Here is a 20,660-nt window from a genome sequence, read left to right as displayed (position 1 = left end):
TATGGCTTCACTCGTTGTTTCTGCAATTGTTGCCGTTGTCGGCGCGGCTGTCTCCGCCTACGGCTCTTATCAATCTGGTAAGACTCAAGCAGCCATTGCCAACGCTAACGCCAAAGAGCAGGAGCGGCAGGCGGCCAACAATCTGAATGTGCTCAATGCACAGTCGCAGATGCAGGCTGCAGAAGCTGATGTGAATTTCAAGCTCAGGCAAAGCGAGGCGAACGCTCGCAAGCGCAACGCTGAACAGCTCGAACAACAAAATCTCCAGCAAGACGCAATCAACCGGGCGAATTTGGACAAGCGACGGCAGGAGTTTGCGGCCATGCAGGCCGAACAGCGAGTTGCCTTGGCTGACAGCGGCGTTCTTGAGGCCAGCGGCACGCCCTTGGACCTGCTCGCAGAAACCGCGACGAAGATCCAACAGGATCGCGATGAGCAGCACCTTGCCAATGAGCAGAAGCGCCGGACTTTATTCAGTGAGGCTGATATGGAGCGTCTTGGCGGTGAACTGGCTTTGCAGGGTGCCACGATGGACCGCAATCTAGGACTGACACAGGCCGCGCTTACTGCCTTCACTGGACAAGCTGAATACAACTCCGGCATGCGCCGAGCTGAGATTACCCGCCTAACAGGCCGTGCAGCCAAGCAAGCCGCAAACTATCAAGCCGCGAGCACTCTGATTTCCAGCCTTGGCTCGACAGGAATGACCGTCGCTTCAAGCTAATATGCCCCTCGTTCCCATTCTCCCACCGTCCACAGCTCCCTTGGCGGATGCTCCTGCTACGATCTTTGATCGGGAGCGCAGACCGACCATGGACAGCCGCAACGTGCAGCAAGCGATGTTGCGCTTCAATGAGGCGTCCAAGATGCCGCTGATGGACCCGCAAGCCATGGCTGCACCTTATGAAGCACTTGGCAGCGTGGGGCGGGCTTTGACACAGACGGGCAGCCTGGGAATGACGCTGGCTATCAAGAAGCAAGAGGCCACCGATAAACGGCTGATCAACACGGCTCAATCAGCCATGGATCAGGCCGCCATCGACTTCAAAGCCTGGCAGGCTCAGAATCCCAATGCTCCGGAATCATGGACCTCTGAAGCTCAGCGCCGGGCCCAGGAGACGCTCAAGCCTTACCTTGGCATGAAGGAGATGAGTGAGGCCGCCAAAGCAGACCTGAAGCTGATCGGTGATGTGTGGCAGAAGCAGTTTGTCAGCGGCACGGATTTAGCCGCGACAAAACAGACATTCGGGCTCGCTAAGCAGTCCTATCTAAACCGCGCCAATACAGCCTACATCAAAGGCAATCGCGGCGAAGGTGATGCCACACTAAACGAGGCTGTCTCAGGTGGTTATCTGGCCCTGCCGGAAGCCGAAGCTCACCGGATGGATGGGCAGGTGCAGGCAACATCCGTGCAGCTTGAGCAGCTTCGAGCCGAGTCTGACAGGCTCCTGGCTATGCAGGATGTCAACGGGGCGAGGAAGCTTTGGCAGAACGCGCAAGTCCCCACCGACATCACACAGCCCAAGTTCGAGGCAGCTCGCAAGAATGCTCTCACTGATATCCAGTATCGGCATGCCGTGGGTGAGGATCTTCGAGCTGTATCGTTCCTTGCTGATACTGACCCTACCAAGGGAGTTACTGACCTTGAGGATCCGTGGAAGTTTCCCAATCTCAACCCAGCTCAGCGAGCCAATGAGCTTTCCAAGATGCGCGTCGCCCGCGAAGCTGCCGCGCAAGACGAAGTGATCGCGGCCAAGCGCGCGATTGACCTGCTGCCCGCCGATAAGATCGGGAGCGCCACTGTGGACGGTCTGGGAATCAACCTCAAGCAGGCAACGCCATGGCATCGTGCAATGATCGAAGACAGCATCAAGGCCAAGCAAGGTAAGGTGAACTATGAAGAGCGCTTCCTTGTGCTTTCGGCTGCCGCTGGTGGCTTTCAGTCATCGGGCGATATGGATAAGGATATGATCGCGGCTGCACGCATTGAACTGGCAGCAGAGAGCTTACCCACCGCCTACCGCGACAAGGTGATGCAACGCCTGAAGGATGCGCAGGGCGGCACGGGTGAAGCGGCTATTACTGGCCCGGCCATCGCTGAGGCGACTCGCCTTGCTTTTGAGGGGAACGCTTTCGCGGAAGTGAACAAGCCTGTCCAAGTTGATGGCGTGAACGTGGTGAGAGATCCGCAGAAGATCGGTAAAACAGAAACCGAGACGCAAAGCCTGTTCGGCATCGATCTACTCTGGCCAGATAAAGGCGGTGCCGAAGTGAAGGAAAACGATGGCAACCCGGTGGTGGTGAAAGAGGTGGACCCTCTCGCCAAAGCCGCGAGCAAAGACAAGCTGGAAGCCGCCATCAAGCAGCTCGAAAAGGAAGCCAAGATGCCGAAGAACAAGGAGTGGACGCCTGAGGATGCCCGGCAACGCATGTTTCAAATCATGTTAGAAAACGGGGCTACCATCTCCCCTCAAGACATCGACTCTCAACCGACTAACCCCCTGTTGCCAGCGCCAGGAGCTAGAGAAAAGGCAGTAAACCTTGAAGACAAAATTAAGTCATATGGTTATTAAAGAAGGAGACGCGCGCGAAGTGTTCGACCGATTTGACGAGGCAGACGAAACGCTCAAGCCTCGACTTGCCAAGTTCCTAGCGGGCTACCGGGATCAACAAGCGAACGCCGGAAAACCGCTATGGCCATCGGTTGTCGAACGCGAGAAGCAAGAACGCACGCGGTTGTGGTCTATCTTTGAAGATCCGACGGTTCTTAATAAGGAAAATGGACTCTTTGAGATGGCTGAACGTGCAGTGCCCGGTTCATCGGAAGCAATGCGCCTTCGAGAGGCGAATGTTGCATTTCTGGCGCGTCGTTATCAGCGACCAGTGCAAGAGATCCGCGATGGATATGACCGCTACTCGCTTGATTATGGCTATCGGCACTGGAATGAAGCCGTGCACCTGGACAACAAGCTGTTCTTTGAAAAAGCCAAGGTGGAAGTGGCGAAGGAAAAGTCTGCACATGAGCTTGTTTTTGGCGCGGGGGAAAGTGACGGGCTGATTGGCACAGCCTATACGGCCGCACTCATGGGAGAACGTCGCAGCTCCAGAGGCAAGACTGAAGACAAGAACAGTTTCCAAAGGTGGTTAGAAGCCGCTCGCAAGCATCCGGGTTATGACTCCAGCCGGGAGGGTGATTATTGGGAAGCCTGGAATAAAACGCGTGAAAAGGTAGAGTCTGAGATGGGGGACAACGGCCCAACCATCAGGAACGCTGTGAAGATGTTGCAGCAGCAAATGGGCACTGCCGACACACAGGAAACGAATGCCGCGACATGGTTGCATCCTGAGCGGTATTTGGCCGGGCTCGCCGCCAATGATCCTAAAGCCTACCGCCATGCGAAACACCTCATTATCGAGTTGGCAAAGCGAGCACCCAAAGACGACAAGAGCGGCATTCTTGGATGGTTGCAGAAGGCGGGGGAAAGCGCTGGAAGAGGGATTTCAAATGTCGTGGATGGTGCTTTTGAAGGCACCCAAAGCGCAGGTGCAACCATTGCTGATGTGGTGGGTAATACCGAGGATGCAAATTACATCCGCGCCAGGGTTCGAGTCGAAAGGGATCTGCGAGCAATTGCCAGAGGTATCATTGATCCAGCTGAGCCAAGAGACTTCATTGATACGACTCTATTCGGACTTATGGAGTCGAGCCCTACTATGGTGGCTTCTGTCCATCCAGCGGGACGCGTGCTCTTGGCGTCCAGCTATGGAGCTGACGCTGTGGGGGATTTTGATGATAACGGCTGGACAGGTGTCGGCGCTGAATCGGCGGCTTTGTCCATTGGCGTTTTCTCCGCCGCTGTTGAATCTGCCAGTGAGTTCCTGGGTAAAGTCCCTGGCGTCTCTCATGCTTTGGCGTCTGTTGGCGCGAAGCCGGGGAGCAAATGGGTTACGCAGTGGCTCATGCAATCGCTTGGCCGCGCTCCTATCGAGATCGGCGAGGAAGCATTGCAAGACATGGCGGCTCCAGCGGTGCAATCAATACTCTCGGCTTTTGATGCCGTGCCAGCACGTTCACAGTCCTTTTCTGAAGAGTGGCAGACTTGGAAAAAAGAGGCGCTGCCTGAAGTGGCTTTGATTTCTCTGCCGTTGGCCTTGCTGGGGGCGGGCATCTCCTCACGTCGTGAGATTGGACAAGCCAAAGTGGATGCACTAACCCGCGATAAAGCAGAACTGGCGCGTGTGTTTGGTGAAGATGCCGCTGTGCAGATTGCCGCCGAACCTGACGGGCAACGCCGCATTTCCATGATGCGTGAAACCTGGGACAGCCAGACGAAAGAAGAGCGACTGCAGAGGCTCCAACTTCAAGGCGAAATCCAGGCGTTGCAACAGCAACAGGAAGCAGCCGCACAAGCTGAAGCCTCGGCATATACCATTGACGTTTTCCGCACCGGGCAAGGCTGGCAAGTGCGCCAGGGTGATGGCACCACAATCAATGTGGACAGTGCCGAAGCCGCTCGCCGAATCCGCGAAGGGTTAAAGCAAGTGGCCACACAAGAGGAGGCTGAAGCGCTCGTGTCGGTGGTGGATGACTGGCATGCATCTGCGCCTATCAATACCGACCGAAGCACAACCTTCACTGGTGAAGTGGCGTTATCGGATGGGAATAGCATTCGGTTCCAGCGAGGTGGACAAATCACCCGTGAAATCACCGATGCTGCCAGCTTGGCGAACCTGCGAGCTGAAGCGGCTCTGGAAGCTGCTGCCAGCGGGAACGCTGAGATCGATGTCCTGGTGAACGGAATCAATGAAGTGTTCGTGGATCGAGTTGGGGAAGCGGTTCAAGGCGTTGTCCAGCGCCTACAAATCAACCAGAGCGCGGCACCGCAGGTGATGACCTTCCTGCATGAGCAGCTTGAAGCCACATGGCGGACGGGTATGCAGACAGGTGTGTTGGATATGGACATGAGCCAGAGAGCCGCGCGCGCTTTGGTTCCAGTTCTCGACCCACGCCGGGCAAAAGGAGCGGATGAGAAGGCACTGTATGAGCGTGTTCACAAGATCGCCAGCGGGAACGGGGACGCTGTGGAGGTGCGGGAAACGCTGGTTGAATTGGCCGTCCGCGATGTTCTGGAACGTGATCGCAATGGACGCCGCACAGGCCTACGAGCTGGGAGTATTACCCGTGCTCTGGATGCGGCGATTCTCAATGCTGCCAACGCTCAAGACGCGCGCGCCTTTTCCAAGATTCGTGCATTCTTGCGCGCGGTTGGGGCTTGGCTGCGCGGCGTCATGGGCACAGTGCGCACACTGAAGCAGGCGAAGGATGCCGGAAAGCTGGGTGAAGATTGGGAAAGCTATGTCAACAAGCTGCTCGGCATTGAGGAACAGGTGAAATATGATCGTGAGTTGGCCGCAGAGCTTGAGGCCATCGCAGACCAGGACAGCATGACAGCCAGGATGCCGACTGCTGAGGAGATTGAGAGCGGAATGGCTTTTTCTCTTCGCGACGCCTCATATCTCCAAGTGCGCGAGAGCGTCTTTGGCCGGGCAGAGCCAATGGGCGAGGGCAAGGTTACTGTGATGCCAGACGGCGCGCAGATGATCGGCCCGATGTCGTTCAGCATTCGTGCTTTTCACGCTTCTCCCAATAAAGTTGATCGTTTTTCAATGGCCAAAATCGGCTCTGGGGAAGGCGCTCAAGTTTACGGATGGGGATTGTATTTTGCTGAGAACCCAGCCGTATCGGGCCGCGGCGGCTTTTACGATCAACAATTTACTCGGCAAACAGGCGTTCCTCCAAATATCTACACCGTCGAACTCCTCCCGGATGCATCCGAGTTTCTGGATTTCGGTAAGCCGCTGAACAAACAATCTCCACAGGTTCAAGCCGCTCTACTTTCGGTTATTGAACCGCATCTGGCCTCCAAACGACTGACACGGTTGCTGCCAGACATCATGGCTAAGCGCTGGCTGGACGCTTACAATTTCTTCCCAGGCGAGACCGCCCAAGAAGTTTCACAGCGTCTCTTAACGGCGGGCATTCCCGGTATCCGCTACCTCGACGGCATGAGCCGAGGGGAAAAAGACGGCACTTCCAACTACGTCATTTTTGACGAATCTTTGGTGAAGATCCTCGAAGAGAATGGGCGTCGTGTGGACAGTGGGATGTCATTCTCTCTCCGCGCTACAGAGATGGGCCGTCAGCTCGTGGCGGATATGAAGGTCTGGCAGCACGGCATTCCACAAGAGGAGATTGAAAAGAACCCCATGAAAGCCGGGAAGAAGGCAGAGAAGCTCCGCGCCAAAGCTGCGACCGAAAAGCTGTTCGCGATGCCGGGGGCTGAAGATGAGTATCAGGCCTATATTCAGCAGATGAAAGCCCGTGGAGGTGGCGTGGATGAGGGCGAGGTAGCCGAGGATTACGACTTCTCAAGATCTGACTTTGCCAAGGCTCTCATGGAGCGGGTGATGTTGGAAGATGCCTTAAAGGGGGCGAGCTTCAGTTTGTCGCCCATGCCCCCCAGCCTCCGCTTGCTTGACAGCGGTAACCTAAATGATAGCCTAACGAGCGATGAAGTCAGAAATCCAGCCAGCATCTTCCTCAAACTCTCCGAAGTGGACGCCGGAGCAGTTGAGTCGCGCTCGAGCACAGATGAGAAACAACGTGGGAAGTCTGGGAGAGGCGTCATCAGTCATTCCCGATTCGTGGCGTGGGCACGTGAAAATGGGCGGGAAATTGACCCAGCCAGTTTCTCAGGCCTGACAGCAGAGCAAGTGGATGTGAAGGCAGGCGGTGAACACATCGCTTACCTTAATGAGGACAGTCAGCGCATGGTGAAGCTGACCAAGCCAGGAATGCACGGCTTCTACGCCGATGATGCCGGGCGTTACATCCAGCGGTGGGCACTCTCTAACCGTCGTCTTGGTGATGAGGTCACCATTGAGGGCGTTGTGAAACTCCCTGGCGATGACGAATACCGGACAGTTATTTCCCAGCCGTTTATTATTGGCGATGAACCAGGGCCGGGCGTGGCTGCGGGTTACCTGAAATCAAAGGGCTACTTCGAATATGAAGGTTCCTGGGTGCATCCCATTCTTGGGGTGACAATTCGGGACGTGAACACCGAAGGTAACGCTCTGGTGGATACGCAAGGTGAACTTCATCCCATCGACTGGATCTTAGAAGTCACATCACCTGCCGACCTTGCCAAAGTCCAAGAGGCCAGCGGTCAGGGCCGGAAGAGTGCTTTCAGCCTTTCCTCCGGCGCTCGTCTCGCAGAGGTGCAGGACCGCATTGATAAGCACCTTGCCAAAGATCCCGATGCCCGGCGTAAGATTGGACTGGAAGCCAAGCAACGTCTTCAGGCTTTGCGCGAACGCTGGGAAACAGAGAGATGGACATGGAAGGGTGATCGCATCCGGCCAATCGTGGAGAAGCGCAGCCCCAAAAGCTTGGACGATGAGCAGGCAGTCAGGCAGGCCTTGCGCCGGGTTGAACTGACAGACGCCGGGATGCTGACGCTATCACCTGAAGCTTTAGCGCTTTACCATGCGGGACTAGATACCCTTGAGAAGCATCCGCTCGTGTTTGCCATGCTGCACGATCACGGGCGCCTCATGTCCAAATCGACTGCTCTTCAGAAAGGTAAGGACATCGGCGGCGACTACGATGGCGCTGTGTGGGTCCCGCCTTCATGGTATGTCTCCGGCGCTGGCATCATGCCAGATGTGATGGCTCAAAATCTCTATGAGCAGGGATTGATTACAGAGCCTTCCACCGATGCTCTTTGGAGGGCCTTGGATGGTGTCATTAAAGCCCACCGCAGCAATGTCGCTGATTTCGAAAAGGCCGCGGCTGATGTGCGCGCAGTCGAAGCGCGAGCCATTGAACAGGCTCGGGAAGAAGCACAGGCTTGGCGTGACGAACAGGGAGCCATGCAGGCCAAGGATTGGAGCCCGCGGGCTTCACTTGTGCGGGACATGCAAACCCTGGATGCCATGCTTTCTGTGCTTCCACCTGAAGTTCGCGGGAAGGTTGGGGGTTTTGTGCGGCTGGCTCAACTCGGCTCTGAGAAAAGCAGGCTGGAAGAGATTCAGCGGCGTGTGGAACGTTTGGATATCCTTCTTGAAAAGCACCTGCAAAAGGAACTGAGGGAGCAAATCAAAGGACTCTTCGAAAGAGCGCGGCCTGACATGAAGGCAGGTAAGAAGCCAAAGGGCAACATGACGCCCGAAGCTCATAGGCTGGCTGCCATGGCAGAAGCTTACTCCAAGGTGCCAGAGGCCGAGATGGACGGGGAGCGGAAGAAGATCGGCGATGCCGCTTTAGAGCCGACCGCCAATCTTGCAGACCTCGCCGAACGTTCGCAGGTGCTGGAGTTGTTTGGCGGCATGGATAAGCAGAATGCAGCGGCTCTCAACTCTGCGGCAGAGTGGCTTTCCAGTGTTGTAAAAGACGGCAAAAATGCTTGGCGACTCCTCAATGAAACGCGGCGTCTCGACTGGCAGGCTTCATCCATCTCCTTGAAATCCGATACTGGTAAAGGTGGTGGAATTGCAGAATTGCAGAAGGGTATTGCCGACGAGAAAACGCTGAACCGCGAGGCGGGCGGCTGGGGGTATGAGCTTATCAGCTTCGAGCAGTTGGTTCACAGCCTTTTCGGCCCTGATTCCGAAGTAGGAAACCGCTTAGTTGCTTGGGCGCGTGCATCCACCTATCAGCGCACGGATGCCATTCGAGCGAAGCGGCAGGCATGGCAGTCCGCAATGATGGACATTTGGAAAGGCAAATCATGGGGCGAGATCCAGGAAGCGCTATGGGATCACTCCCAGGTGGATTCATCGGCGGCCATGACGGTTAGCCATATGGCGGGCCGAAAGGAATCAAAGGTGAAGGTGCCAATGGAAATCGCCTTGCGAGTGGTGGCAGATCCAGATCAAGCGAAGGCTCTCGGATTCTCGGACATCGAGGCGATGGAGCTGGAAATACTGATTGAGGAAAACGACGCCAAGCCGGATAAGAACCAGGTCGAGAGCTTGGAAATCACTCGGCTGTCTCCAGGCACTCCAACGGCGGTTCCGCTGTCACAGCTCCAAGCGGTCAATTTGACCATGCTGGCACGCCAACGGAACTACCAGGAGACTCTGACTTATCACGGCTGGACACCTGAAGTCATTGATGAGATTGAAGGCAAGCTGACCAATGAAGCCAAGGCCATCCGTGATTGGCTGGCGGTGCAATACCGCGACGGTTATGCTTCCATCAATGCTGTGTTTCAGCGGATGTTTGGCGCCCCTCTGCCGCAGATTGATCGTTATTCCCCCGGCACCTTCGAGGGAATGCTACCCGGGATGGATATGACGCCTGAAGGTGGCTTTGGTTCCATGGGTATCGGTGGGCTATCCCCATCAGCTATCAAGACGCGGCGGGTTCACCGTGCGCCACCACGCCTAGCTGATGCATTGGTTACCTATTGGCAGCATGAGGGCACCATGGAGCACTTCAAGGCCTTCGCTGAGTTTGTGCGGGAGGCTCGGAATGTGACGCTCTCGCCTGAGGTAAGAGCATCGGTTAAAGAGAAGGGTGGCGAGGCGGCTTTAACTGCCTTGCAAACCTGGATCACAGTATTCGAGAATGATGGTATTCGCCGGAGTGCAGCCCTGGGCAATCTGGAGAAGTTCAGTTCTCGCCTTCAGAATGTCGTCTCTATTGGAGCCCTGGCCTGGAACGTCGGCACCATGGCAAAGCAGAGCCTCGCCGTCCTCGGAGCCTCGTATGAAATGCCAGCTCTGGCCTATGCCAAAGGGTTCAAGCGCCTCATGTCCGGCAAGCTGGAGTTCGGCGACATGCTTCGAAGTGACATCATCCGCAGGCGGGTGGAGGCCGGGGCCTCTCCGGAGTTGCGGCAGGTAATGGCCGGCATGATGGGTGAACACCCCGGGAAGCTGACACGGTGGCCGCGTTGGGCTCTTCAGCAGGGCATGGATAAACTGGGCAGTACAGATGCTTTCTTCACTGCGGCTTCGGCGGCTATCTATCACGACTACGTTTTGAACGAAGCACGGAAGTCAGGCTTAAATGAAACCATGGCACGATCTGAGGCCATGAAGAAGACTGAGGCCATGGTAGCACGCACAGCCCAGCCAGTTGAACTGATGGACCGAAGCCTTTACGAAGCGAAGGCTGCTGCCAATCCGAATCAGCGCTGGCTTTTCATGTTTGCCAGTGAAGCACGCCAGAAGGCTGCCATCTATGGCCTATCTCTTGGCAGGATCGTGAAGGGCAAGGGCACGAAGGCTGATTGGCGAGTCATGTTGATTTCTCATGTGGTCGCTCCCTTGATGCTTCAGACAATCACCAACATGATCGCGGATTGGCGGAATGATGATGATGACGAGCTGTTTGATGCGGAGAGTTGGGGGCCTGCTCGTTACGTCAAGGCCATGCTGATGGGGCCTTTGTCCGGCGTGCCTCTGCTGTCCGGCGCGGTCAATGGGATACTCTCTGCAGCCACGGGACAACCATCATGGGACAGTGATCCATCGAATCCTATCGGTGAACTGATTTCAAAGACGATCAGCACAACCCGAAGCGCGTTCAAAGAGAATGAACAGGAGCCTATCGAGAAGGGAATCAATGCGACGAAGGCCGCCCTCAATGTCGTGGCTGCTGTATCCGCTCTCCATCCAACAGGCCAGTCATTGGGCTGGCTTGGGGGCGCGGCAAACGTTGTGGACCAAGTTCTAGATTGGGCTGACAACCTTGGCGGGAAAGATCGGGATTAAGCCCCACCGTGCCGCTTTAGGAATTCAGGTGAAGCGCCTGGGAGGATCGGCCCTCCTTGGCGCTTCTGATTCCATGGCAGTTTGGCTTCAGCTTTCTTGTGTCGGGCTCTCCACCAGCAACTTGCGAGTATCGCACCAGCCAACATCCCTAGAGAGAAAAGATAATACCGATCTCCAGCAATGACTTCAACATTGTGATCAAGGATTGCATCAACTCTTATACCGAAAAGATCGACAAGGAGTTGCGTAACAATCGCGCCAAGAAGAGCGCCTAGCAGAGGTGCCAGCAATTTCATGCCGGAAGTGTAGCACGGGTGTCAATGGGAGTATTTGGCAGGGGTTGTGTTATAAACCGCCGATTCCAGTCAATTAAAGAATCGTTCAGGATCAACGGCTTGTGCAAGTCTGCCGGATTCGGCTCAATTTAGACTTCCGCTTGGCACAACGGTAGTTCTGCAATGCAGAGAGATTCCCTTGCAAAACGAAGTTGAAACTTCACGCGTCAATCACCATCATGTTCGCATGAACAAACAACAGTCATACCACTACTCTTAGGAACACCATCTTAATTGCATATTTTACTATGCATGAAGAAAAGGTTCGCCCTAAATAGGGCGATGACCGCTCCCGCCAATTACATCGATGCCAAGCAATATTTCTATTATGCAGCTGAAGGACCAGTCACAGCCACAATGCTCGCTGATTCCCTTTTAGGCCTAGACGGTATTGTTCGAAATGCGGCAAAGGCCTTGGCAGCAAGCGCGAACATCACACTAAAAGATGCTGAGCTGATTATCGAGAACATTGAGCTTGGGAGTTATAAGGACTGTTATGTCGTCCGACTGTTTTTTGGCAAAGGGCGGGAAATGGAGAAGAATATTGAAGCGTTTCGTAAAGCTTTAGGTCTGAAAGATATGGCTAATCTGAAAACATATTTGGGAATCTTCATTGGGGCCACCGTCCTGTGGGGAGCCTATGAGTTGTTCAAGCCGAAGGACGAAACAAAAGACACTATTCACATTCATTTTGAAAACAGCTTTAACAATTGGGCTCCGCAGGTGAACATGAAGCCTGAAGAGCTTAAGGAAGTCATTATTAGAGCGACGAAAAACAAAGAGGAACTCAAGAAGGACATCATCAAGGTGCTGCATCCAGATGGTAATGAATCCACTGGTTCAATCCAAATTGGCGATGAGGAAGCTATTGTGATTCCAAAAGAAGTGCTCGCTGTTGTTCCGACAAAGTATGAGAAAGTTCAGGAGCCAGAGCAGGAAAGAAAGCTTCAGAAACGCCAGATCATTGTTCGTGCGACGGATTTAGACAGTACGAAAAACGGATGGGCAGCCATCGTTCCAGAGATCAATGAAAAGAGGTTTCCTCTCATCTTGGATGAAACAGTTCAGGCCACGGAAGTCCCTTGGGGGAAACTATTCTGGGCACAGATCGAAGTCGAAGAGAAGAAGCTCAAGTCTGGCGATATTGTGCCAATTCGTTATCATCTGAGGAAAGTTCTCCATAAAGAAAACCAGCCGGAATAGTTAGGCTTGGCCATTGATGGCTGAAGGGCGATATTTAGTCCAATGACACCCGTCGAACTCGCCGCACAACTCTACGATGATGTGGCTGATTTCCGGCGACATCTGGAGGCGCATCTGCTGCACGGCTACGTGCATTCCACCCCCGCAGGTTTTGTAATGGCACGGCCAGTATGTTCCACCGCGCCTGCTGAGATCATTGATCCCTGGCATGTCTTCCCGCGTGAGGAGTGTGATGCGTGGTGGATCTGGCTGGCGGCTGGGGATTTGGGATCGCTCATGCACCTGTTTCCATATGAGCTGCCCCTGATTGGATGGCAGCGCTACTGGAAGGGCCGCCCCTCAGTGAAGTTCTATTCCATGGAGGCTGTGAAAAAGCGCTTGAGTTTTTAAAGCGAGGTCAACAGAGGGGCTTATATGGAGATCGGCCCTAACTTTCTATCTGTCCAGACAGCCGCCGATGGCTCGCAGTGGACCGCGTTCCCATCTTACCGATGCGGCAGCCTTTCGATCTTGAATAACTCAGGTGCAGATGTGCATCTGAAACGTGCTGGCGAGGATACAGCAAGCCGTGTGCTACTGCTCAAGGATGGGCAGGCCTGGATGTGCAAGGTGACCAATGCTCAAGAGATCCAAGTGCGCCGGGTTGATGAATCCAACACGCAAGTAACTCTTCACGCGGAGGCCGAATGATATGGGAAGCCCTCCTGAACCTAAGGGGCCGTCCCCGACGCAAATCAAGCTGGAAAAGGCTCAGCTCAATCTGGTGAATCAACAACTCGCTGACATGGAACGCCAGCGCCTGATGCCGACTCCAGAAGCGCCTAAGCCTTTACCAAAGTTGAACCCAGCAATCACTCAATCCTCACAGGATCAAGAACAGGCTTCCATTGAAGCACGAAGGCAATCCCTGAAACGCACAGCGCCAGCACGATCCACCATCTTTGCCGGAGAAACAGGGGCCAAGATTGGAGGGGCTAAAACACTGCTCGGATGACAGGCGAACAACCAGAGCTTGGAAAGAAGCTTCTTGAGCGTTATGAGGCGCTCAAGGCTTTACGTGCCCCTTGGGAAACCCTGTGGGATGAGATCGCGAAATACATCATGCCGCGCCGCTCGCCCGGCTTGAATGGCAATGTCTCAAGCCCAAGCACTTCGAGCAATGACGTGCTCTTCGATATCACGGCGGTGCAGTCCAATATGACCTTGGCGAATGGGCAGCTTGCGTGGATGTCTCCCATGGAAACGCCATGGTTTGCCTTTGAGCCTCGCGCCTCTGATGATGAGGCCAAGCGTTGGCTTGCAAAGTCCACCTCGGCGGCCCGCGAGGAGTTAGCCAACTCCAACTTCTACACCGCTGTTCACGAGTTCTACTTAGATCGTGGCGGCTTTGGCACGGCTTGCCTGTATGTCGAGCCGGGGAAGAAGAAGACGCTGAACGCCCAAGTGTGGCCCGTGGGCTCCTTTGTCCTCGATGAAGATGACGAGGGCACTGTGGATACGGTGATGCGCTGCTTTAAGCTGACTGCACGGCAAGCCATTCAAAAGTTTGGTGAGGATAAGGTGAGCAAGAAGGTGCGAGAGCTGGCTGAAAAGGGCGGGGCAAAAGCTCACGAGCGGCATGAATACATCCATGCCATCTACCCGCGTGCAGACGCTGAGCGTGACAAGGCAAAGATCGACGATAAGAACATGCCTATCGCTTCTGTCTATTTCGAAAAAGACGGCTACCATGTGTGCAAGGTATCCGGTTATGAAGAGATGCCTGTCTTTGTGTCTCGCTATCTGGAGTGGGGCAGCGCCACGGGCTGGCTGTATGGTTGGGCTCCTGGCTTTTCAGCATTACCTGAAGCACGCCAGCTCAACTTCCTTCAGCAGATGATGGATGCCTTGGCGGAGAAGATGGCTTTCCCCCCGGTGCTGGCTCCCGAGGAGTTAGAAGGTGAGATCGACGGTAACGCCATGGGCGTGACTTACTTCTCCAAGGATTTGGTATCACATCTACCCAAGGAGTGGATGACCCAGGGGCGCTATGACATCGGCCTACAGCGCATCCAAGAGCGCCAGCGGGCCATCAAGGAGGCCTTCCATGTGGACCTCTTTCAAATGTTTGCCCAGCTCACCAAGCAGATGACGGCGCGTGAGGTGGCTGAGCGGAGTCAGGAGAAGCTGATTCAGTTCAGCCCCACCTTCAGCCGCCTAACCACCGAGCTTTTTAACCCTCTGCTTGAGCGCATCTTTGGAATCATCCTGCGGGGTGGTCAACTTGGGACGCCACCACAGTCTCTGCTGATCCCCGTCAATGAGACTCAAGCGTTCATCTCACCGCCCAAGGTGCGGTATTCCTCACGAATCGCTCTGGCTCTTGCCTCGCTCCCATCCATTGGTTATGCCCGAACAGTGGAGCGTTTGACGGCATTGGTTCAAGTGGCTCCCCATGTTCTGGATAACTTCGACCTGGACAGGGCTGAGCGCCAAGCCGCGCTCGCCGATGGCATGGATGCGGATTGCCTAGTGCCTGAAGCCGACGTGAAAAAGACACGGCAAGAACGCGCTGATCAGGCCGCGCAACAACAGCAGATGATGCAAGCTGCAGCCGCTGCCGATGCTGCCGCCAAGGTGGGGAAAATCCCCTCAGACTCTCCCGTGGGTAAGCAACTCGAACAAGTCATGACTGTCGCCTGATGAGTGATCAAAAACAAGATGAGCTGGCCAAGTGCTATGCACGTGTCTTCCTCGGCGATGAGGACGGTAAGCGCGTGCTGGAGGATCTACTCGCGAAGTTCCCACCGGATGGCATGCGCTTCGATTTCGCCAGTCCTGATTCACTCAAGGCAGCCATCAAAGACGGCCAAAGGTCAGTGACAACTGAACTCCAAACCGCCGTCCGGCTCGGCGCAAAACTCGCTGGAATCCAATATCCATGAACTACGATCATCCCACCATCAAGATCGAGGAACCTGCACCAGGTTACCTTGTGATCACAGGCCACAACCCCAAGCCCTTCTTCGTTGCGGATGTGGGCCATTTCGTGCCTGCTGAAAACTGTATCATTCCGCGTGAGATTCCATCGGATCTGCTGCGAGCTATCGCGGATGCACGGGATGGCCAGACATCCACCCCGCCTGTCACATTCACCAAGCCTGATGGCGATGAACTCGGGAAGAAGGAGGGTGAAGATAAAGGCGATAACGGCTCGCCCACTCTGCTTGAGCGCGTGCTGAACGTGCTGGCTGAAGGCAACATCCAAGCGGGTAAGTTGGCTGAACGCCTGGGCGTAACCGTCGATGAGATCAAGGCTCTGGATGGCACCTCTCAGGATTTCCATATTGCCCACGCTGGTTGGGTGAAACTCGGGAAGAAGGAGGGTGAAGCGTAATGAAATCCCGACTTCCTTTTCTTTTCGCTCCTGAAGGTGATGGCGCGGGTGGTGGCGCGGGTGCCGCTACTCTCCTCGGCGAAGGTCAGCAACAGCAGCAGCAACCTCCCGCTGGTGGTGGCGAGTCCTGGTCATGGGCCAAGGAAGACGGCACACTGAATCAAGGCTGGCAGGATAAGCTTGGCGATGGACTCAAAGGCAACAGCAGCCTCGCGACCATCCAAAGCCTGCCGGACCTCGCCAATGCGTATGTGTCAACCAAGGCTCTTGTTGGCAAAAAGCTGGAGATGCCGGGGGAAGGTGCAAAGCCTGAAGACATCGCCAACTGGCGTAAGGTTGTGGGCGCTCCTGAGAAACCAGAGGGCTACCGTGGTGAAGCCAAGAACCTCAAGCCTGAAGGCCTGCCTGATGAGATGTGGAATGCGGATGCCGAGGCTAAGTTCCTGGCGCTCGCGCATAAGCATCACCTGCCGCCCGCTGCGGTGAAAGAGATCCTGAGTTTCTACGGCACCTCTCTGATGGATACCCTTCAGGCTAGCAAGGGCGATGAAGCCGAGATGCTGAAAGCTGAAGGTCTGAAGCTCCAACAAACCTGGGGTAAGGACTATCAAGCCAACATCACCGTGGCTGCACAGATGGCTAAGATGGTGGGCTTAGATCCCCACACAGATCCGATCTTCACCAATGCCCGGGCTGTCGAGGCCTTCGCCAAGATGGCTAAGCTGGTCAGTGAAGACAAGCTGGTGACAGGTGAGCAACCTTCGCTCTCCACATCGGCCCGCGCGCGCGCCAATGACATCGTGGATCCCAAATCCACGTCCGTGATCTCGCGTGAGTATCGCGGTGAATTTGGGCCAGAGCGCCAAGCCGCTGCTCAGCAGCAGTATCACCAACTCTTGCAGGCTCTTCAATCCGCGCAGTAATGCTCCTGTCGCCATCCATCCCTAAGCTGCCGATCTCACGCAAGTGGGCGGTGGCGGTTGCGCCTGGGATTCTTACGCCGCCGACTGTGCAGCCTGTTATCCAAAGCGTCACTGGGAATGAACTGTCCAAGGAGCTTTTTGTCACATGGTCCGCCAGCAACAAGGCTGGTAGTCCTGGCTTTATTTATGTGATTGAGACCTCTGACGACGCAGGGGATACCTGGGATTACTTCGGTGAAACAACAGGCTTGAGTAGCGAGATGTCGCTCGGCTCGTTCTCTGATGGCGAATACCTCATCCGTGTGGTGCCTGCCAATGATGCCGGACAAGGCCCTGGGTCAGAGCCTGAAGCGGTTACGCTGCCAGTGCCAATGGCGGCTCCAGGGGTCTCGATAGAATCTGAATACCTGAGCTACGTAGCCCTCATTACTTGGACATCAGTCATTGGAGCGACTGCGTATGATATCGAGGCACAGTCGGATGGAGGCGGCTGGTCAAGCTTGGCGTCTGGCCTCACAGTCAACTACTATGAATATGATGCTGGGCTAAGCGGTGGGTTCTATGAGTTCCGGGTGAGAGGAACCAACGGATTTGGGGAGGGGCCGTGGAGTGATCCTGCCGGGGTGACTTTGCCGGGGGAGTCTGAAAGCGGCGAGGGTGACACCTACCGCCGTCCTGATGGCGTCAGCCGCTATCTAAGACCTGACGGAACGAGCACCTATTTGAGATTTGCAGCCTAATGTCAGACTTAATTACATCCACCGACATTGATGCTTTCATGGCTTCCGCCACGAAAGAGGAGATGCGTAGTGCCATGGACTTGGGTATGTGGTCCACCGCGGGCATTCCTTCAGCGTGGACTGCGGGATCCTATGAACTCAATGCGGTTGTGACGCATGCAGGCTCACTGTGGCTGTGTGTGTCAGCTACCACTGAAGAGCCAGGCGCAGGTGCCGATTGGCTCCAGCTTGTCGCGAAAGGCACCAACGGCGTGGATGGTATAGATGGAGAACCTGGAGCGCCCGGAGCTAACGGAGAAAATGGTGAGAATGGATCGCCTGGAGCTCCAGGAGCCGACGGTTTAAACGGTTGGTCCCCCCGAATTTCTATCGCTAGCGATGGGGAGCGCCGAGTCTTAAATCTTTACGATTGGGTAGGTGGTAGCGGTGATAAGCCCGCGACTGGCTACATTACGTCCAGCGGACTGTCGGGTGACATCGCAGACGGCGTAGATATCCGCGGTCAAGCTGGAGCCGATGGCGGCGGTGGGGGTGGCGGCGGAGCATGGGAGCTGATCACATCTCAGAGTGCTTCCTCAGTGGCATCGGTTGCTTTGGATGGATATTTCAACAGCTCCATTTATTCGCGCTACAGAGTTGAGATTGAAGAGTTGCAAGCTGCTTCGAATGGCACCCAGCTAAGGCTGATCTGGAGAAACGCTGGAGTCGATGTCACAGGAACGGCCTACTACACGGGTCTGCTCTATTCGTATGGCACGACGGGGTATGGTGCCGGAGGCGCAAACTCCACAAGCGGCTCTCCGCTGAACGTGGCATCACAGTTCGCAAATGCTGGCTATGCTTTATACAGTCTGGACATCTACCCCCATTCAGCGGGCCAGAAGACGTTCAAAGGTCACTTCTCCTACCCTGACTCTGCGGTCGCTCAATTGTTGCACGGCCACATCAGCGGATCGCTCAATAACACCACGGACATGAGTGGTATCAAGTTTGCGTTCTCCACGGGGAACATAGCCAACATCATCATCCGTCTATACGGACTTAAAAAATCATGACGCTGGAAGAAATCAGAGCTGACTTAGCTCAACAGCATCCTGAGCTACAGGAGCTGCGAAGCGGTATTCTCTACACTCTCACAGAAGAAGAGAGGATCGACGTTTTGGACAAACGTGCGCAGGAGATTTTCAGGTTGTCAGCGGTTCTTGTCCCTCAATCCATCACACGTCGCCAGCGGAATCTCTGGTTAGGCGCGGCACGTGTTCTGGCCATCAAATCCTGGATCAACGCCAACATTACGGATCCGACTGAAAAGCACTCTGCCTTAGTGCATTTCAATGACTCCGAAACCACGGAACGACATCATCCTCTAACCATACAAATGGCTGCCATCATCGGACTCACAGAGCCGGAACAAATCGACCAAGCCTTCATCGAAGCCTCCCAACTATGAGCACGACTCAAATCCACAACTTCGCGCAACAGGACACACCGAATGCCGTCTATGTGCCCAAATCCTGGCGCGGTCTGCTCATCTGGGCGGTTGGGCGCTTTGGCTCTGGTATCCTGCTGGCCGCTGCCTGCTCCTGGGCATTGATGCGGGTCTATGACGATCACGCCACCCAGACACGCCAGCTCATGACGATCCTTGAGCAACGGGCACGGGTGGACTCCGAGATGACCGTGACTCTGCATCGCCTCTCTCAAAGCATTGATGAGCTTCGCCGTGATGCGGCATCGGCTCACCGCCTTTCCAGATAAACAACGAACCCAAACAACAGCATGAAAATCACGATCACAATCCTAGCTCGTCTCCTCCTCATCTTCACTCTGTCCTGTGCTCTCATGTCCTGCGCGACACGGGCCGACGGCACCAAGACTTTCGCAGGCCTTTCTGCGGGTCAATGGGGCCAAGTCTCGCTCGATGCTTCCAGCGCCTACCTTGACCAGCGATACAAACGCGAGCCTGTGACATCGGCCAAAGAGGCTGAGTCTGTTGAGCCTGCCAAGGAAACATCTTGGCTGGATGTCGGCCTCTCACTCTTGGGATTCTGATAACCACCCTATCTTATGATACAGTTAATTCTTCACCTCTTTGGCGATTACGTCACTCAGTCAGACTGGATGGCGCAGAACAAAACGAAGTCCACTTGGGCTGCCTTTTGTCACGCGTTGGTCTATTCACTGCCTTTCGCCCTCATTGCTTCACTGCCTGCTTGGCTTGTGATCTTTTCAACGCATCTGCTGATAGACCGCTACCATGTGGCCCGGTTCGTGGTCTATTTGAAAAATATCATCTTCAGTCCAGCTGGCTGTCTGTGGTGGTATAGCACTGAGGTTAGGCGCACGGCCATGGATAAGCTCCATTGGTGTGATTGCTCTGGCACGGGCTACCACAAAGACGCACCTCCCTGGCTCGCAGTCTGGCTGCTTATCGCAGCAGATAATACTCTGCATTTGGCAATCAACTACGCGTCCATCCGCTGGCTATGAACTTCACCAAACGCACTCTCGAAAACCTCGCCGGACTGAATGCAAAAGCGCGGGCGAAGCTGGAACCCTTCGTTACTGCCGCTCAAGAAGCGATGGCCGCTCATGGCGTTAAAGTGGAAGTCATCTCTGGCCTGCGAAGCTGGGCCAAGCAAGCTGAGCTCTACGCACAAGGCCGCACGCGGCCCGGCAACATCGTCACAAAAGCGAAGCCAGGAAGCTCATGGCACAACTACGGTCTCGCCATTGACCTGGGTCTTTTCAAAGACGGTCAATACATAGATTCAGAGAACCCCCGCCTCGCAGATAAGCTGTATCAAGAACTCGGCAAGCTGGCGGCTGCTCAAGGCATTGATTGGGCTGGCACGTGGAAGAGCTTTCCTGAAGGGCCGCACTTCCAAATCACCTTCGGTCTCACCCTGGCTCAAGCTCGGTCGCAGATGGAACGGAACGGCCAGGACGTGCAGAAGCTGCTGTTTTGATAATCGGCCTCCACTGCTGAAGATTTGTGACGATCTCCAGATTCCTGTGATTTACGGCATCTCACCGTGAAAACTTGTGATCTACTAACTCGTGACAATTCAGTAGATCGTCCCAAGAACATACCGATAAATACCGACAAGTTCCTTTTTGCGTGATTCAATGAATGAGCAGTGTGTCTAACGTGTGTCTTTCATAAAAGCTCTCATAACGCATTGACAATCAACGTATCCTCTAGGCCATCCTGGCCTTTGATGCAACGATACCGCAATTCCGGTATCGTTGTAAATCAACGGATTACGATGGCCTCCAATCCTCCCTCACTCCGGTA

Annotated in this window: 19 protein-coding genes; 18 read left to right on the top strand and 1 reads right to left on the bottom strand. The window is 55.0% G+C overall.

What is annotated here, in order from left to right:
* Position 1 precedes the first annotated feature (1 nt).
* From B5D61_RS07430 to B5D61_RS07420, 3 genes are read left to right on the top strand one after another with little or no spacing between them, the layout of a single operon-like run.
* Positions 2 to 724, top strand: a complete 723-nt coding sequence (locus B5D61_RS07430; protein WP_078812705.1) for a hypothetical protein — start codon at positions 2 to 4, stop codon at positions 722 to 724.
* A gap of 1 nt (position 725) precedes the next feature.
* Positions 726 to 2,573 (top strand): hypothetical protein, encoded by a 1,848-nt coding sequence (locus tag B5D61_RS07425; protein ID WP_078812704.1) that lies wholly within the window; start codon positions 726 to 728, stop codon positions 2,571 to 2,573.
* The gene (locus tag B5D61_RS07420; RefSeq protein ID WP_078812703.1) at positions 2,563 to 10,785 is read left to right on the top strand and encodes a hypothetical protein; all 8,223 of its coding nucleotides are present in this window, start codon (positions 2,563 to 2,565) and stop codon (positions 10,783 to 10,785) included. The genes B5D61_RS07425 and B5D61_RS07420 overlap by 11 nt, the downstream gene beginning before the upstream one ends.
* Here B5D61_RS07420 and B5D61_RS26170 read toward each other — a convergent pair.
* The gene (locus tag B5D61_RS26170) at positions 10,782 to 11,081 is read right to left on the bottom strand and encodes a glycoside hydrolase family protein (protein WP_078812702.1); all 300 of its coding nucleotides are present in this window, start codon (positions 11,079 to 11,081) and stop codon (positions 10,782 to 10,784) included. The two genes, B5D61_RS07420 and B5D61_RS26170, sit on opposite strands and share 4 nt — an antisense overlap.
* Positions 11,082 to 11,402: 321 nt before the next feature.
* On the opposite strand from B5D61_RS26170, the gene B5D61_RS07410 reads away from it, so the two are divergent.
* The 15 genes from B5D61_RS07410 to B5D61_RS07340 all read left to right on the top strand — a co-directional run bounded on the left by B5D61_RS07410 (position 11,403) and on the right by B5D61_RS07340 (position 20,331).
* Positions 11,403 to 12,323 carry a hypothetical protein gene (locus B5D61_RS07410; RefSeq protein WP_078812701.1) on the top strand — a complete coding sequence of 307 codons (921 nt, stop codon included), beginning with the start codon at positions 11,403 to 11,405 and terminating at the stop codon, positions 12,321 to 12,323.
* 42 nt (positions 12,324 to 12,365) lie between these two features.
* Positions 12,366 to 12,713 carry a hypothetical protein gene (locus B5D61_RS07405; protein ID WP_078812700.1) on the top strand — a complete coding sequence of 116 codons (348 nt, stop codon included), beginning with the start codon at positions 12,366 to 12,368 and terminating at the stop codon, positions 12,711 to 12,713.
* 120 nt (positions 12,714 to 12,833) lie between these two features.
* Positions 12,834 to 13,013, top strand: coding sequence for a hypothetical protein (locus tag B5D61_RS07400; protein ID WP_176159278.1), 180 nt, complete (start codon positions 12,834 to 12,836; stop codon positions 13,011 to 13,013).
* A gap of 1 nt (position 13,014) precedes the next feature.
* Complete coding sequence (locus B5D61_RS07395) at positions 13,015 to 13,317, top strand: hypothetical protein (protein ID WP_078812698.1); 303 nt, start codon at positions 13,015 to 13,017, stop codon at positions 13,315 to 13,317.
* Complete coding sequence (locus B5D61_RS07390; RefSeq protein ID WP_078812697.1) at positions 13,314 to 15,005, top strand: portal protein; 1,692 nt, start codon at positions 13,314 to 13,316, stop codon at positions 15,003 to 15,005. The genes B5D61_RS07395 and B5D61_RS07390 overlap by 4 nt, the downstream gene beginning before the upstream one ends.
* Entirely contained in the window at positions 15,005 to 15,247 is a 243-nt protein-coding gene (locus B5D61_RS07385) for a Bbp19 family protein (protein ID WP_078812696.1), read from the top strand. The genes B5D61_RS07390 and B5D61_RS07385 overlap by 1 nt, the downstream gene beginning before the upstream one ends.
* Positions 15,244 to 15,699, top strand: coding sequence for a hypothetical protein (locus B5D61_RS07380; RefSeq protein ID WP_078812695.1), 456 nt, complete (start codon positions 15,244 to 15,246; stop codon positions 15,697 to 15,699). Before B5D61_RS07385 ends, B5D61_RS07380 begins: the two co-directional genes overlap by 4 nt.
* Entirely contained in the window at positions 15,699 to 16,622 is a 924-nt protein-coding gene (locus B5D61_RS07375; protein ID WP_078812694.1) for a hypothetical protein, read from the top strand. Before B5D61_RS07380 ends, B5D61_RS07375 begins: the two co-directional genes overlap by 1 nt.
* Positions 16,622 to 17,362 carry a fibronectin type III domain-containing protein gene (locus tag B5D61_RS07370; RefSeq protein WP_078812693.1) on the top strand — a complete coding sequence of 247 codons (741 nt, stop codon included), beginning with the start codon at positions 16,622 to 16,624 and terminating at the stop codon, positions 17,360 to 17,362. Before B5D61_RS07375 ends, B5D61_RS07370 begins: the two co-directional genes overlap by 1 nt.
* Positions 17,362 to 18,417, top strand: coding sequence for a collagen-like triple helix repeat-containing protein (locus B5D61_RS07365; protein ID WP_078812692.1), 1,056 nt, complete (start codon positions 17,362 to 17,364; stop codon positions 18,415 to 18,417). Before B5D61_RS07370 ends, B5D61_RS07365 begins: the two co-directional genes overlap by 1 nt.
* On the top strand, positions 18,414 to 18,812 hold the full coding sequence (locus tag B5D61_RS07360; RefSeq protein ID WP_078812691.1) for a hypothetical protein: 399 nt from the start codon (positions 18,414 to 18,416) through the stop codon (positions 18,810 to 18,812). The genes B5D61_RS07365 and B5D61_RS07360 overlap by 4 nt, the downstream gene beginning before the upstream one ends.
* The gene (locus B5D61_RS07355) at positions 18,809 to 19,120 is read left to right on the top strand and encodes a hypothetical protein (RefSeq protein ID WP_078812690.1); all 312 of its coding nucleotides are present in this window, start codon (positions 18,809 to 18,811) and stop codon (positions 19,118 to 19,120) included. The genes B5D61_RS07360 and B5D61_RS07355 overlap by 4 nt, the downstream gene beginning before the upstream one ends.
* Positions 19,121 to 19,141: 21 nt before the next feature.
* Entirely contained in the window at positions 19,142 to 19,414 is a 273-nt protein-coding gene (locus B5D61_RS07350) for a hypothetical protein (protein WP_078812689.1), read from the top strand.
* Between the two features lie 15 nt (positions 19,415 to 19,429).
* Complete coding sequence (locus B5D61_RS07345) at positions 19,430 to 19,852, top strand: DUF3307 domain-containing protein (protein WP_078812688.1); 423 nt, start codon at positions 19,430 to 19,432, stop codon at positions 19,850 to 19,852.
* On the top strand, positions 19,849 to 20,331 hold the full coding sequence (locus tag B5D61_RS07340; protein ID WP_078812687.1) for a M15 family metallopeptidase: 483 nt from the start codon (positions 19,849 to 19,851) through the stop codon (positions 20,329 to 20,331). Before B5D61_RS07345 ends, B5D61_RS07340 begins: the two co-directional genes overlap by 4 nt.
* Positions 20,332 to 20,660: the final 329 nt, after the last annotated feature.

The organism is Prosthecobacter debontii (genome assembly GCF_900167535.1).
In the GTDB taxonomy this organism is placed as follows: Bacteria; Verrucomicrobiota; Verrucomicrobiia; order Verrucomicrobiales; family Verrucomicrobiaceae; genus Prosthecobacter; species Prosthecobacter debontii.
Note: the sequence above shows the minus strand (reverse complement) of the source record. Positions and strands in the feature narration are given on the sequence as shown.